11 protein-coding genes are annotated in these 14,218 nt (G+C 55.3%); 1 reads left to right on the top strand and 10 read right to left on the bottom strand.

All coding sequences use genetic code 11. The annotated features are described in order from the left end of the window. Window positions 1-127 precede the first annotated feature (127 nt). The 10 genes from BBCT_RS06095 to mraZ all read right to left on the bottom strand — a co-directional run bounded on the left by BBCT_RS06095 (window position 128) and on the right by mraZ (window position 11,666). Complete coding sequence (locus tag BBCT_RS06095; protein ID WP_003834343.1) at window positions 128-1,303, bottom strand: UDP-N-acetylglucosamine--N-acetylmuramyl-(pentapeptide) pyrophosphoryl-undecaprenol N-acetylglucosamine transferase; 1,176 nt, start codon at window positions 1,301-1,303, stop codon at window positions 128-130. A 129-nt stretch (window positions 1,304-1,432) separates the two neighbouring features. Beyond that, entirely contained in the window at window positions 1,433-2,668 is a 1,236-nt protein-coding gene (locus BBCT_RS06100) for a peptidoglycan glycosyltransferase FtsW (protein ID WP_003834342.1), read from the bottom strand. Further along, complete coding sequence (gene murD, locus BBCT_RS06105; RefSeq protein WP_172620120.1) at window positions 2,655-4,094, bottom strand: UDP-N-acetylmuramoyl-L-alanine--D-glutamate ligase; 1,440 nt, start codon at window positions 4,092-4,094, stop codon at window positions 2,655-2,657. Before murD ends, BBCT_RS06100 begins: the two co-directional genes overlap by 14 nt. Window positions 4,095-4,190: 96 nt before the next feature. Then, the gene (gene mraY / locus BBCT_RS06110) at window positions 4,191-5,288 is read right to left on the bottom strand and encodes a phospho-N-acetylmuramoyl-pentapeptide-transferase (RefSeq protein WP_003834340.1); all 1,098 of its coding nucleotides are present in this window, start codon (window positions 5,286-5,288) and stop codon (window positions 4,191-4,193) included. A gap of 81 nt (window positions 5,289-5,369) precedes the next feature. Continuing rightward, complete coding sequence (locus tag BBCT_RS06115) at window positions 5,370-6,845, bottom strand: UDP-N-acetylmuramoyl-tripeptide--D-alanyl-D-alanine ligase (RefSeq protein ID WP_003834339.1); 1,476 nt, start codon at window positions 6,843-6,845, stop codon at window positions 5,370-5,372. 106 nt (window positions 6,846-6,951) lie between these two features. Then, window positions 6,952-7,830 carry a hypothetical protein gene (locus BBCT_RS06120; protein ID WP_003834338.1) on the bottom strand — a complete coding sequence of 293 codons (879 nt, stop codon included), beginning with the start codon at window positions 7,828-7,830 and terminating at the stop codon, window positions 6,952-6,954. Window positions 7,831-7,862: 32 nt separating this feature from the next. Beyond that, window positions 7,863-9,608, bottom strand: a complete 1,746-nt coding sequence (locus BBCT_RS06125; RefSeq protein ID WP_047750749.1) for a peptidoglycan D,D-transpeptidase FtsI family protein — start codon at window positions 9,606-9,608, stop codon at window positions 7,863-7,865. A gap of 53 nt (window positions 9,609-9,661) precedes the next feature. Beyond that, a complete protein-coding gene (locus BBCT_RS06130) occupies window positions 9,662-10,117 on the bottom strand; it encodes a hypothetical protein (RefSeq protein ID WP_033512476.1) in 456 nt (151 codons plus the stop codon). A 2-nt stretch (window positions 10,118-10,119) separates the two neighbouring features. Next, a complete protein-coding gene (gene rsmH, locus BBCT_RS06135; RefSeq protein ID WP_003834335.1) occupies window positions 10,120-11,151 on the bottom strand; it encodes a 16S rRNA (cytosine(1402)-N(4))-methyltransferase RsmH in 1,032 nt (343 codons plus the stop codon). Further along, window positions 11,151-11,666, bottom strand: coding sequence for a division/cell wall cluster transcriptional repressor MraZ (gene mraZ / locus BBCT_RS06140; protein WP_003834334.1), 516 nt, complete (start codon window positions 11,664-11,666; stop codon window positions 11,151-11,153). Before mraZ ends, rsmH begins: the two co-directional genes overlap by 1 nt. A 262-nt stretch (window positions 11,667-11,928) precedes the next feature. Here mraZ and BBCT_RS06145 point away from each other — a divergent pair, with 262 nt between their 5' ends. After that, window positions 11,929-14,208, top strand: coding sequence for a HelD family protein (locus BBCT_RS06145; RefSeq protein WP_003834333.1), 2,280 nt, complete (start codon window positions 11,929-11,931; stop codon window positions 14,206-14,208). Window positions 14,209-14,218 lie beyond the last annotated feature (10 nt).

Below are 14,218 nucleotides of genomic sequence, written 5' to 3' on the forward strand. Positions count from 1 at the left end.
CTCCTCTTGCATATTATGTTTAGCTTGTTCCATTATGGTCTCACCCATAGTCTCGTATTTGGCCAATCATGGGTGAGATTCGGAACGCGACTTCAAATGCGACGGGCGCATCTGCCGTCGCTACGGCTTACCTTTCGTCAATCATGGAAAGCACACGCCTAGCCATGACTTCGGCGGCATCTCTAATACCGTATTTCCAAGCGTTATCGCCATATCTGGCAAGCGCATCCGAATCGGCTAGCAGATTCGGCACATGACGTTTGACCCATTCGGAAGTAAAGTCAGCGTCCGCCACCATCAGGCCACCTTCCGCATCGACAACCGGCTGAGCGTTGAAACGCTGCTCGCCGTTGCCGATCGGTAATGGAACATAAATCGCAGGAAGTCCCAAAGCAGTCAATTCCGAAACGGTACCCGCTCCGGAACGGCAGATAATCAGATCGGCGCAAGCGAACGCAAGATCGATACGTTCCAGATAAGGCGCGACTCGATAATCACCGTCGTTGACATGTTCTGACCCAAGCCCACCAAGCACCTGCTCTCCAGCACTCACCGACACCAACGAACGCACCTCATCGTCTTTGTCTTTTCCCGTCAGGTGAATCACCTGCGCATGTTCCAGCAATTCCTTGGCGGAAGCCGCCACCGCACGGTTCACGTTCACAGCACCCAACGATCCTCCGGTCACCACCACCAGAGGACGGTTCGGATCGACTCCCAGCTGTGCTGCAGCCGTTTGCCTTGTGGCGGCACGGTCATGTTCCATACCTTCGGCTATTGCCGCGATTTCAGCACGCAACGGCAATCCCACACGTTCGGTTTCAACACCCTTGCGTGGTTTCAAACCGGTTTGCGCGTACGCGGTGCCGATCATGGACGCCCAGCGTGCGCCCAGCTTGTTGGCCATGCCAGCACGAGCGTTCTGCTCATGCATCGCAATCGGAATGCCCATCTTGTGCGCAGCCGCATATACGGGAGCCGACGTGTATCCACCGAATCCGACGACCACCTGCGCCTCGTGACGGGTGAGGATGTCCCGGACCTTAGCCGTTTCAGCCTTCCACTGCGCGGGAAACTTCAATGCCGCCATATTGGGCCTACGGGGGAAGGGCACCTTCTCAATGGTTTCCAGCTCGAAGCCCGCTTGCGGAACCAACTCGTGTTCCAAACCGACTGCGGTGCCCACCACCGCGATATCGGCATCCGGTTCAAGCTCGCGAATCACATGTGCCACGGCGAGCAGAGGATTGACATGACCTGCCGTGCCACCGCCGGCTAGAACGATATGCTTCTGATTGCTCATAATGTACGAGCTTAGTCCACGACGTCCCGGCACACCATGCGCCATACCGATGCTCGCAAGGATACTCACATTTCATCTACGTTTGAGTGCCGCCGCATACGACAGCACCCCGCAGGCAACAGTAGCTTTTCAGGCCCGCTGAATCTCCGCTTGAATCTGCGGCTGCTGTTTCATCATGCTGACGGTCACGCCTGCGGCACCCAAACACAGAATCAACGACGAACCACCGGCCGACACGAAAGGCAAAGGCACACCCATCACAGGGAACAGCCCCACCACGACACCAATATTCACAAACGCCTGTCCGACGATCCACACGGTAATATTGGCCAGCACCAAAGTGATATATCTGTCATGTGCCTGGATGGCCACCACCAGCATGCACCATCCAAGCACAAGGAACAGCAGAATCACCAACGAAGCGCCAACGAAACCCGTTTCCTCACCAATGATGGCGAAAATGAAGTCGTTGTGCGCTTCCGGAAGATATCCCCATTTTTCTCCGGAATTGCCGATCCCAACACCCAGCAAGCCTCCGGAAGCCATGGCGTATTTGCCATGCACCGCCTGATAGCAGACACCCTGCATATCGGCTGTGGAACAAGTCTGATATGTAGCCATGATGCGACCAAGTCGATTCGGACTACTGATAACAAGACCGCCAACCAAAGCCACACCGCCACATGCCACAATAGCCAGCCATTTGCCAGGAAAATTTCCCAGTAACAACGCACTTCCCGCAATCGCAAGGAGAATCATGGCCGTACCAAGATCCTTGCCACCCACAACCAACAGCAATGCAAGACCAAGCCACACAATCAACTTGCGATATGCCTTGAATGGCTCCACCTTTTTTATCTGCTTCTGCGCGTCAATCAGCTCCCGAGGCAGCCATACGCATAGCGCAAGCTTGACGACCTCCGCCGGCTGGAAGGTAAATCCAAAAACGCCGATCCAACCTTTATTGCCCTGAACATCAATACCTAACGGAGTAAACGTCAACGATTGCAAGCATAGGGCGACGAACAGAAAAGCGAAACTGACTTTTCTGATAAGCTCCGCCGGAACCATCATGCAGGCCACACCCACAATAAGTCCGAGAACGCAGAATCCACCCTGCTTAATCGCTTGCGACCACGGAGATTGGCCATTGGCGATCATATTCACCGAAGAACTGGAAAACACCATGATCACACCGAAAATGGTGAGGATAATCACAGAGACCCTAAACCCGTGAAAACACCAAATCGGATTAAGCAGACTCCGCAGACCGACATAACCACGAAAATCGTCGACCCGTTCTTCAGCAGCGGTCTGCCTTTTCTGACGGGTACCGTCACTCTGCTTGGTTCTAGGCTTCCCCATACTCATTCACCCAACGCTGAGCCTGCTGCGCGAACTGGTTTCCACGATCGGCATACGACTTGAACTGATCCATAGATGCGCAGGCAGGTGCCATCAGCACCACATCGCCGGATTGGGCATATTCACCCGCAGCATCGACAGCCCGTTCCATAATGACATCATTATTTGCCGGATCGATGATGGTCAACGGAATGTCGGGAGCACTCGCTGCGAATGCGTCCAAGATAGGCTGCTGATCTTTGCCGATGATGACCGCGGCTTTGATGGTGTGCGCCTGTTCTGCCACTAACCGTTCGAAACGGCTGCCCTTGGCCAATCCTCCAGCGATCCACACCACGGATTTGTCTGCAAAACTGTTGAGCGATGCCTTGGCCGCATGCGCATTGGTCGCTTTGGAATCATCCACGAAACGGATGCTGCCCCCATCTTGCGTGGTGGCGGTGGCGACGGTCTGAATGCGGTGCCCGCCTGGCGTGAATCGTTTCAGAGATGCGATGGCTTTCTCTTTGTCTGCGCCAAGCCCCAGTACCAACGCCAATGCGGTCAACGCGTCGGCAAGCAAATGCGGGTACACCGTGCCATCAGGCTCAGTCAGATGCGTGAACTCAGACACCTCGGCAACCTGTTCCGGCGTTCCGGGCTTGCCACCTGCGATGCCGGACATATCGACGATCCAGCCGTCCTTCACACCAATCTGACCATCTTGCGGCTCAGACAGAGTGAATCCGACCTTGCGGCAGCCTTCCGCCGTCTCGGCGGCGAACGCCAGCCTAGTCACACGCTCGTCATCAGCGTTGTATACCAAAGCCTTCTTGACGCGGTGGAAAACCTTTGCCTTATCCGCCGCATAATTATCAATGCCGCCATGCCAGTCAAGATGATCATCCGCGATATTGGTGATCGCAGCGCAATCCAAAGCCAGCGAATCGGTGAAATGCAACTGGAAGGAACTCAGCTCAACGCATAGCACATCATTTGCCGGATCGACTGCGGCATGGGACACCGCCTTGCCGATGTTGCCGACAGCCGGTGCCGTCAGACCGCAAGCCGTCAGCATTTCCGAGGTCATTTCCGTAGTGGAGGTTTTGCCGTTGGTGCCGGTGATGCCGATCCATTGCGCTGGTTCGCCGGTAGAATCGCAATTCACTCGCAGCTGCCAAGCAAGCTCAACCTCACTCATCACAGGAATGCCACGACGTTGCGCCTCAAGAATAAACGGAGTCCTCGGATTGAACACCGGCGAAGTCATAACCAAATCAACATGATCCCAGTCGATGCGATCAAAGGAGTGCAAATCAGCATCGGGCTTCTTTTCATCCACGCCAAGCACTTTTTCGGCGCGGGAACCCAACACTTCCATCATGCTTTGTCCAGAAACTCCAAGACCCGCCACAATCACGGTCTTACCGCTCATATCCATATCCATCATCCTTCGATTGTCGGAACCTCATATGCCTTGATATTCCTTACATGTCACAGTCGTATTGCAGCCGTTCGGCATATTAACGGAACGCAACAGCCGTCACAGACCGGAACGGGCGACCCAATCGCCGTAGAAAATCACCAAAGCAACTAACACAAACAGCAATTCAATCATCCAGAAGCGAATCACAACCTTGACTTCCGGCCACCCCTTCAATTCGAAGTGATGATGGATCGGAGCCATCTTGAACACACGCTTGCGTGTCATCTTGAAATAGCCAACCTGAATAACGTCACTCATAGTTTCAATCACAAACAGGCCACCAAGGATAATCGCCAGAAATTCCGTATGCGTGGCGATGGACATGGCCGCGAACAGGCCGCCAAGCGCCAGAGAACCGGTATCTCCCATGAAAATGGATGCCGGATTGGAGTTGTACCACAGGAATCCGAAGCACGCCATCACCGTACAGGCCGCGATGATGGTCAAGTCAAGGGGATCGGACACCGCGTAGGCGAAGCCTTCATGCCCCGAGCCCTTAAGATGGTAGAACTCCCAAAAAGCAATCACCGCATATCCCATGAATGCAACCATCGAAGAACCAGCGGCCAATCCGTCAAGGCCATCGGTCAGGTTGATGGCATTGGTCCATGCGGTCATCAGGAAGTTCACCCAAATCACGAACAGCACGATGGCCACGGCTTTGCCTGCGAACTCGAAACTGAAAAACGGCTTTTCAATGAAGCTCATGCCGGCCTGTGCGCTGGGGAAACCGGATTTCGTCGGCAGAATCAACGCCAGTACCGCATAGATGGTGGCAAGAATGAACTGGCCGATGAATTTACCTTTGACTGTCAGACCTTCACTCTGCTTTTTGCGAACCTTCGCGAAATCGTCGATGAATCCCAGCATACCCATCGACAGCATGGCGAACAGCACCAGCAGTGCCGACCATGACGGTACCTCTCCCCTAGTGACGAAGCGATACAACGCCGACGAGCCCCAGCCCAACACAACCGCCAGATTGATGACCACGCCACCCAACGTAGGCGTGCCACGCTTGACCAGATGGGACTTCGGACCATCTTGGCGTATGTACTGCCCGTAATTAAGCTTGTGTACCAAACGAATCAGCAGCGGGGTTCCCACAATCGTCACACCCAGCGATACCACAATTCCGATGATGAGCGAAATCACCTGATGTTCTCCGTTTCAGTCAGACATTCTTCAGATAACGTCGATTATTCGATTATTCAAATCTTGCTAAATGCTTTTATTCTATTGTGCGGCCAGGGCCTGCCAACGTTCAGCCAGAGCACTCAATCCGGAAGCGTGGGAACCTTTAAGCAGCACCACGGCACCTGGATGTTCGACGGCGAGTCGAGTCACAAGACGATCGGCCTCATCGATATCGTGGACCCAATCGACATGAGAAGCATCTCCCGCCAAGGATGCGCCGTCAGCCATGGCACCTGCCAGAGCATCCAGAGAGGCATCGGATGCACTGCCAACCGTCAGCAACGCATCAACCCCGCCTTCCAACGCATACCGGCCAATACCAACATGCAAATCCTTTTCATCCGGACCAAGCTCAAGCATGGTGCCCAACACCGCAATACGGAATGGCTGGCTTTCGGAACCAGCCTTCCAACGCAGCAATCCGTCAAGACCAGCTTTCATGGAATCAGGATTGGCGTTGAATGAATCATCAATCAGCGTGAATGACGTTTCCTGCTTGTTCACGGTGGAAACAGCCATACGATGGGGGCTGATGGTCGTCACATCCGACAATGCCGATGCGACCTCGTCAATCGACATTCCCAAACGCATCGCCACCGAAGCGGCGGCAAGCGCATTCATAACATTATGCTGACCGCAGATGCCCAAGGTGACTTCGGCATGCTCGCCATCACCATTTTTCAGAGTGAAAGACGGATGATCCAACTCGTCGCAACGCACATGCTGAGCGGTGATCGCAGGATTGCCACCATCACCATTCGGAAGTCCGAACCACATCACATCGCCCGGAGCGAAGGCGCTCATCGCAGCCACATGCTCGTCGTTCGCATTCAACACGGAAAGACCCCCAGGAACGAGGCCATGAATGATTTCCGACTTGGCCTGCGCGATGCGTTCCGCAGAGCCGAATTCGCCCAAATGCGCGACGCCGACTTTCAGCACAACCGCGATGTCCGGCGGCACCAGCGACGTCAGATTGGCGATTTCCCCAACATGGTTGGCACCCATTTCCGCTACCAGAAAACGAGTTTCGGCATTTACTTTGAGCGAGGTCAGAGGCAGGCCGATTTCGTTATTGAACGATCCGACCGGTGCAACCGTCGATCCCATATGAGACAGCAACGCCTTCATAAGATCCTTGGTGGTGGTCTTGCCGACGGAACCGGTGATGCCGACCACCGTAAACGGAGTTCCCAGCGCGCGACGGCGCTCGATATTGTGTTTGGCCAACAACCCCAAGGCCAGCACCGTATCCTCCACCACAATCTGAGGCACATCGGCGTCGGCGATCTCATGGTCGACTATCGCAGCAACGGCACCTTGAGCGCCCACGTGCGGCACGTAATCGTGACCGTCCACACGCTCTCCGGCAATCGCTATGAAAACCGAGCCTTCAACAATCTGCCGTGAATCGGTGAATGCGCTGGTGGCCACCGGCGTATTCGCCGCCGCAGTTCCGGCAACCAGCCGTCCCTGAACCGCCTGGGCGATCTCCTCCAAGCTCATTGGCATCATGGTCAGGCTGCTCACTGTGATTTCTCCTCTGTATTGCTGTTCCGTTTACTGTTCACGTTGTTTGCGATTATCGCGTGTGTGCTTTACGTATCCGTTCCAATTGAAACTAGTTCAGATCTCGGGATACGCGCAAAGCGCTTTTGATATTGGCCTTGCGTACACCCGCCGCAAGCACCATCGATATGGACAGCGACAATGCGCTGCTGTTCGTCTGCCCGTATGCCGCTGCCGCTTGCGATGCGAGCGCATCGGATTCCTGCGTACGGACGGCGATATGGGTCCGCTTTCCGACAGTGCATCCGAATCGCGCAACCGATTTGACAATCTCGGCTTCGCCTAGACCATTGTCACCGCAACCAAGCACATCGACACTTACCGACTGCAATGCGTCGTCTTTCAACGTCTCCTCGCTCAAAGCGAGAATCACAGCAGCAGCACCGTCTTCAGCGCACACAGCCATCGTACGCTGCACATCAAGAATCGACAATGGATAGTTCAGATCGAGATATCGTTCCAACGATTGCGAGTTGCCCGAGCTGATCACGCCAACCGGATTACCAAGCATATGCAGGAAATCAGCAAGATCCCTCACTCCCTGATCCACCGCCTGCGCATCGTTTCCCGCCACGGCGAACACCGCCAACGAATCGGACGGGCTACCCGCCATTTCGCTGGCAAGCCTACCCAACTGCGGTGCGGTCGGCTCGGCATAGATCACAGGAATCTGTATACCTTCCGTCTTACCACGCAACGCATGAGGCACCACCGCACCATATGCGCCAAGCGTCTGAGCCTGACGCAACTGTTGCACATCCACCGGTGCGGACGGCATGAACAACGATCCCGGCCGCACCGAATCAATATCGTCTGCAATGGACGTGATCGTCACTTCAGTGGCAAACGTAGGATCCAAGTCAAAGCCATATCTGCTGGCAAGCAGACCCAATGTCATTCGTCTGTTCATGGACTCACTGACCGCGCTCATCTTTCCACCCTCCGTTCTTCATACTCGCATACTCACCAAGTTACTGGAATAGCATCAGTTCGCGGACTTGACGCCGGCACTTCATACTTCTGCATAAGGAATTCACCAATCTCCGCGGTTACCGGACCTGCCGTCAGACCACCAAAACCGCCTTGCGGATCCTTCAGCACCACCGTGACGATAAAGCGAGGATTGTCTGCAGGAATAATCGCCGAATAATCACTGATAATCGACGACAGTCTGCCATCGGCACCAGCGACTTCCGCCGTACCGGACTTTGCTGCGACACGATAACCATCCACCTTGACGAACTGGGAGTAATGGTCGGACACGGATTCCATGGCGTTCATCACCTGAGAGGCCACCTGCTCGTCAATCACGCGCGTCGCCTCACCCTCGGGCTTTTGCTCTTCGGAATGTCCCTCGGCATCGCTGATCGTCTTGATGATGCGCTGCGGCTTCTTAACGCCCTTATTGGCAATCACGGCGACCGCATTCGTCAGCTGAAGCGCATTGGTCGTGTAAGCCTGGCCGAACAACACGGTGTTCTGGGTTCGCAGATCCCATTGATCGGACGAATATAGCAAACCATCCGATTCGCCAGGAAATCCGAGCCCATTGTCTTGGCCGACACCGAATTTTCTGATGAAATCGTATCGCTGCTCGTTAGACATCTTCTCCCCTGCGATGATCATGCCAACGTTCGACGATTGCTCGAGAATGCCCGCAAGGGTCCAGTGTTCGTCACCGTGGGTGGTCGCATCGCTGTAGGTCTGCCCGTTCACCGTGATATGGTCCGGCACAGTGAATTTGTCTGACGCCTGATGCAATCCGAGCTGGATCATGCCCGACATCGTGAAGACCTTGCCGATGGAACCAGGCTCAAACGTTTCGCCGACGGCCCTGGAAACCGTCAGCTTCGCCTGATCGCTGCCGGCTTCGATCTCGTCACTGTCGGCAAGCGCAAGAATATCCCCCGTCTGAGTGTCCTGCACCACAGCGATTCCCCATGGCGAGCTGTATTTCTCACAGCTATCTCTCAGTACTTTTTCGACATACCACTGCACGTCGTGATCGATGGTCAATGTGATGTCGGATCCATTGACCGCATCTTTTGATTCGGTCATGGTTCCTGGGATTTCGACGCCGTTGTTGCCTTGTTGGTAGACCTGGTATCCATCTTCGCCGGTCAGCGTCTTGTTTTCCATTTGTTCGATACCGGCGACGCCTTTGCCTTCGCTATCGACGCCTCCCAGCAATGCCCCCATCAAAGTTCCATTGGAATAGATGCGTTCGTTGCTGAGTTCCGCATAGACGATACCACCCAAATTGAGCTTGGAGATTTTGCGTTTAACCGCCGGCGTCACGTCTTTCTTCAGCACCGCGTATTGGCCTGTCCCCGAGAGCATGGCACCCAATTCGGTGGCATCCATGTCCAGCACCGGGGCGAGCAGCCTGGCCACGGCCGCGGCTCCTGTGGCACCTACCGGTTTGCCGTCGATCTGGTGGCAGTTGTCTCCGGTCTGTTTGGTGCAGGTTGTTGGCGTGAAGGCCTGCGCCTCCTCGGGATTGCCGATGATGGTGTATCGTTCCACGCTCTGCGCGAGGATCGAACCGTTCGTATCCATGATTTTACCGCGACTCGCCTTTAATGTCACGGTGATGGTTCGGCTTTGCGCCGCGGCCTGCGCCATGCTTTTGCCGTTGACCAGCTGGACGTTGGCCAATTGGATAAGGCATGCCGTGCCCATCAGCGCCAGAATGACGCCGATGGCCATGGTTTTTGTAAGCAGCTTCTTATGGAAACGCGCGGACGTGCTGCGAAAAGGATTCACTGAACGTCGTCTCCGCTTGGCTGATAGCCATTCAGATCAATCGTCAAGGCACCTTTTTGAGGCACCATACCCATTTCCTCGGCTTTGCTTGGCAACGAGGCTTCAAGCTCGTCAAGCTTGGTCTGGTCATCTTCCACGTCTTGCGTCAAACGGGTGATGTTCGACTCAATCTGGTTCGCTTCGAAGGAATGTTGCACCATTTGGGTACGTAGCATCAAGGATCCCATAAGGCAGACTCCAAGGAAAACGACAGCAATGACCAAATGCAGCAATGGGGTGCTTCTGGTGCGAGTCCATGTGATAAGCTGTTCGACTCCCCGCTTGACACCATTGCCTTCGGCACGTGATCCTTTGACGACATGCAATTCAGGGCGAGTGGTGCCTGCGGTTTCGTTTTGGTCCCGACGTCCTGCGGGAGCCGCGTTTGATGCGATCGTTCTTGATGCGGACACGTTCAGCCCCTCCTTCCTTGTCGTTTCATGCTTGCGTAGTCATTGCCCTGTTCGAATCGTTTTCGCCAGCGTTCGGGAATCGGTCTGGTCAGTTCCACTGCACGCAATCGTACGGAAGCCGACCTCGGATTCATGGCGATTTCCTCGTCGCCAGCTTTGATAGCGCCTCGCGTGAGTTCCTTGAAGAACGGCATCATATCCGGCGGAATTACCGGCATGTCCGCAGGCACGTCAGCTTTCAGACCTTGATTCATGAATGTTTTGACGGTTTTGTCTTCCAGCGAATGGTACGACTCCACCACCAAACGCCCTCCCACCGCGAGATGGTTGGCGATCTGGGGCAATGTCCCCGCCAATTTGTCGAGCTCACCATTGACTTCGATACGCAGCGCTTGGAACACTCGTTTGGCAGGATTTCCTGCAGGACGGTGCGCCTGCGGCACAACCTCATCCACAAGACGGTTAAGCTGCCCTGATGTGGTCAACGGCTCGATCTCACGCCTACGCACGATTGCACGGGCGATCTGCTTGGAGAAACGTTCTTCACCATACGTACGGAAAATGCGCGCCAAATCAGCAAACGAATAATCGGCAAGCACCTGCTCAGCGGTCAATGGCTGGGTCACGTCCATACGCATGTCCAAAGGCGCATCGTGGGAATACGAGAATCCCCGCTCCGTCTCATCGATCTGCAGACTTGACAATCCCAAATCCATGAACACGGCATTCACTTGATCGATTCCCTGATCATCAAGCACTTGCGCGAAATCGTCGAATGCGGCATGCACAGGTATGAAGCGATCGGCAAGTCCTTCCATCTGCATTCGCTGCGTGGCAAGCGCAAGGGCCTCAGTGTCTCGGTCGATGCCAATCAGGCGAGCATGCGGGCTCGCTTTAAGGAATGCCGTGGAATGCCCGGCCAAGCCAAGCGTGCAATCCACGGCGATCGACCCCGGATTCGCCAATGCAGGCGCCACCAGATCCACGCAGTCACGCAGCAACACTGGCTGATGAATCGTTGTCACATCTGTCATCAGAATTCCACCGCCGGTAATACGTCATCGGCAATATCGGAATATCCCTGCTCCTTTTCGGCGAGATAATCCTCCCATGCCTGCTTATTCCAAATCTCCGCTCGGGTTCCCACACCAATCACCACAATGTCGCTTTCCAAATTCGCGTAATCGCGCAACATCTGCGGCACGAGCACACGTCCTTGCTTGTCCGGCTCCTGGTCAACGGCACCGGAAAGAAATACGCGCAAATAGTCGCGCGCGGCCTTGTTGCCCATGGATGTGCGCTGAATCTGCAACGCGATCCGGCGAAATTCCGATTGGGGCAGCAGGTAAACGCAGCGTTCCTGACCTCTGGCCATCACCATGCCCGATCCCAATTGACTGCGAAATTTCGCAGGCAGTGCCATGCGTCCTTTGGCGTCGATTTTTGGAGTGTATGTTCCCAGCAGCAATGGCGGCAATCCCGCCATCATGCTGCCCGCCTGCATTGCATCGTCCTCGGAGAATGGCGTGGTTTCAACGCTTTGAACCATCACCACACCTCCTTATTCAACACACAGAAACACCTCAGGCCCAAGACTCTTTCCCCACTCTACCCCACGGGTCACCATAAATCCCCACATAAATGGAAAAACAGCAAATAAAAGTATGTTTCTCCCCACAATGAACAAACTCCATCGAAATTCATTCGTCATCCTGTCCTAGAAACATCACTTTTTTCGCTTGGCAATAACGTTTTCGTAGAAGCCTCGGGGTACATTGGAGTGCCTAAGTTTTGTGAGGAAGGGATTGTAGATGTCGAGTTATTCCACCCAGTTGCGTGAAGAACAACAGGCCGTCAGCCGTGCGTATGGTCGCTTGGACGACCTACGGGCTCAAGCTCGCGCCCGTCTCGACACCGTGCGCGCAGCTGGCTCGCACGGTTCGCCCACGCAACGCACCGAACGCGACTCTTTCGCCACCATGTACGAGGACCGTCTCACCCAGTTGCGTGCGGTCGAAGACCGTCTGGTGTTCGGCAGGCTTGATGATGTTCACGGCGCGCACCGGTACATCGGTCGCATCGGATTGTCCGACGAGCACCATGAGCCGATCCTCACCGATTGGCGAGCCGACGCGGCACGCCCATTCTATGAGGCGACGCCTTCGCATCATGGCGATATCGTGATGCGTCGCCATATCACGCTGAGTTTCCGTGAAGTGGTCGGCGTCGAAGATGAAGTACTCGATGTGCATTCCGACCAAGTGGGTCAAGCGTCCTCGGACGGCACGCTAACCGGTGAAGGCGCGCTGCTTGCATCATTGAACGCCAAACGCACTGGCAAGATGACCGACATCGTGGCCACCATCCAAGCCGAACAGGACCGTATCATCCGTGCGGACCTCAATCAGGCCGTGGTGGTACAGGGCGGTCCGGGTACCGGCAAAACCGCCGTCGCCCTGCATCGCGCGGCATATCTGCTCTACACTCATCGAAGAATGCTCGAACGTTCCGGTGTGCTGGTAGTCGGCCCGAGCTCCACGTTCCTGCACTACATCGACCAGGTGCTACCCTCCCTTGGCGAGACCGGAGTGGTCAGCCGCACCATCGCCGATCTCATTCCCGGCGTAGTCGCGACAGCGCATGATGATCCGTTCGCGGCAAAACTCAAGGGCGACCGACGCATGGCCAAGGCCATCGCCAACGCCGTCGCAGCAAGGGAACGTGTTCCTTCACAGTTGCCGTCGATTCGCATCAACGGATTCACTGTGCCCATCGTGCGCACGGATATCGAGCAGGCCATCACCGATGCCAAGCGCACGCGACAGCAACACAACAAAGCACGCGAAACCTTCGTACACAGCATGCTGATCGCCATGCGCAACCGTTATGTGGACAAGCTTGATTACGAGCCGGAACAGGCCGAGTTGACGGATGTGATGCAGCAGCTACGCATGAACGATGCACTGCGTAAGACGTTGAATCTCGCCTGGCTGCCGATGACCGGCGAATGGCTGGTCGACCAATTGTTCTGCAAGCCGCAGCAGCTTCGCCGTTTCGCACCTTGGCTTGAGGAACGAGACATCGAAGCGTTAACGCGTCCGAAGGGATCGCCGTTCACAGTCAGCGACGTCCCCTTGCTAGATGAAGCCATGGAGCTGCTTGGTCCCGACCCGAAGGCGATCGCCCGTCAAAAGGAGTTGGACGCCAAACGTGCCGAAGAAGAGCAATTCGCGCAAGACACGTTGGCGCAGGCTGGCATCGGGTCCGGCATCGTCACCTCGCAAATGCTGGTGGACAACATCAATGGTATGGACGCTGAACTCACCGCACAGCGCGCCGCCTCGGACCGCGAATGGACATATGGCCATATCGTCGTCGATGAGGCTCAGGAGCTTACCGCCATGGATTGGCGGATGCTCATCCGCCGTTGCCCATCACGTTCGTTCACCATTGTGGGCGACGTAGCGCAAACGTCCGCGTTGGGCGGCACCCGTTCGTGGCGACGCATGATGGATTCTCTGTTCGGACCTCACAACTGGCAACTCAACGAATTGACGATCAACTACCGTAATCCAAAGGAAGTATCGCAACTCGCCTGCGATTTCGCGGCCGCCGAAGGTTTGTACATCTCCACCGTCAATGCGGTTCGCGGCGTGCCTGATTCAGTCAAGCGTCTTACCTTGGCTGATGAAAGTCTGATTTTCGACGCCGTGGCGCAGCAGACCGTCGATCTGGTTCGTTCGTACATATCCGCCGACGGCACTGGACGTGTGGCCATCATTGCGCCTGATGATATGGTCAAGCCACTGCGTAGGCGCGTGTATGAACAGTTGCGTGAAACATTGCCGGCAAAGGAATTCGACCGTCTTGATGCTCAAAGCTCCTGGGATGAGCAGGTGACCGTCTGCTCCACCCAAATGGTGAAGGGACTGGAGTATGACGCGGTGATGGTGGTACAGCCGGGAATCATCGAGGAGAACGCTCCTTCGCGCATTGTGGCAGCCGCCGATCTGTACGTTGCCATGACCAGACCGACGCAACGTCTGCTTATAGTCCGGACAAATGCTGACGAAAAACTGCTCAAGCTATAAGGTAGGAATC

The sequence above is a fragment of the Bifidobacterium catenulatum DSM 16992 = JCM 1194 = LMG 11043 genome (assembly GCF_001025195.1).
In the GTDB taxonomy this organism is placed as follows: Bacteria; Actinomycetota; Actinomycetes; order Actinomycetales; family Bifidobacteriaceae; genus Bifidobacterium; species Bifidobacterium catenulatum.